Genomic DNA, 913 nt, shown 5'->3' on the forward strand with positions numbered 1-913 from the left:
TCTCGGTCTAACATTCCTAGGATATTGAGCAAGGTACTTTTGCCGGAGCCTGACGGGCCACATAACGCCACCATCTCGCCTTGCTCAATCGCTCCAGAGACTCCATTGAGGGCATGCACTACCTGCTCACCTGTTCTGTATCGCTTTTTAATGGCTTCGAACACTATCATCTTGTTATCTCCCTTGTTCGAACAGATATTATTGAGCCTGACTGACGAGTGCCTTCGCCGTCATGGTTTCAATGTTGCTGCTATCTTTCTCTTCCATTACAGCCAACCAAGACTGTGCTTGTGCGAAGTCTTCAGCTCGAATCGAAGCGGTAATCGCATAGCGGTAGATCCAAGCGGTAGCAGCAAACTTTTGGTGTGAAAATTCCTCTTCAGATAGCAGGTCTAAATAGAGGTCATAGCCACGCTCAAAATGGTTAAACATGTCTGGGAGAGAGGTATAAGTGGTCGCCGCCATGGCGCGGGTGAGGTAGGCTTCTGGCAGGCCTTGAACTCTCGCCTGCTCTGCCACAGGCCGTTCGATGCTATTTAATAGCGTTAAAGACTTATCGATGGTCGCGAGCCCTTTTTCGACATACTTCATCTTATTCCAAGGCAGAAAAGCATCGCGCCCTTGAAGGGTTCCAGTACTGCCCAAGTAGACCAAAGTCAGCGGTGTTGCACCTTCCTTGTCGAGAATCGATTGAAGGGCATCATGCGCCGCTTCAACCATATCTTCATCACCTTGAGCCGCTTGGTTGTACATAGAGAGCGCTTGTGGCGTTGGATTTGCCAATACCGGCGCACTTACCGCTAAACCAAAAGCGAGTGTCGAGACAAAGAGAGACGTTTTAATCGACTGCAGTGCATTGAATGGAGTATGGCTTGCTTTCATCGTGGTATTCCCTTTCCTGTTTTGATGATGA

Annotated in this window: 2 protein-coding genes; both read right to left on the reverse strand. The window is 48.8% G+C overall.

Annotated elements, in window-relative coordinates; genetic code table 11:
- A partial coding sequence (locus KIV40_RS34220; protein WP_285353897.1) for an ATP-binding cassette domain-containing protein occupies positions 1–170 on the reverse strand: 170 nt, incomplete at its 3' end.
- Positions 171–198: 28 nt separating this feature from the next.
- Positions 199–882: a hypothetical protein gene (locus KIV40_RS34225; RefSeq protein ID WP_285353899.1), complete on the reverse strand. Its 684-nt coding sequence runs from the start codon at positions 880–882 to the stop codon at positions 199–201.
- Positions 883–913: the final 31 nt, after the last annotated feature.

It is taken from the genome of Vibrio sp. D173a (assembly GCF_030248475.1).

Coding starts and splice junctions, on each gene's coding strand:
- KIV40_RS34225 (WP_285353899.1), bottom strand. CDS start 882: ATGAAAGCAAGCCATACTCCATTCAATGCACTGCAGTCGATTAAAACG.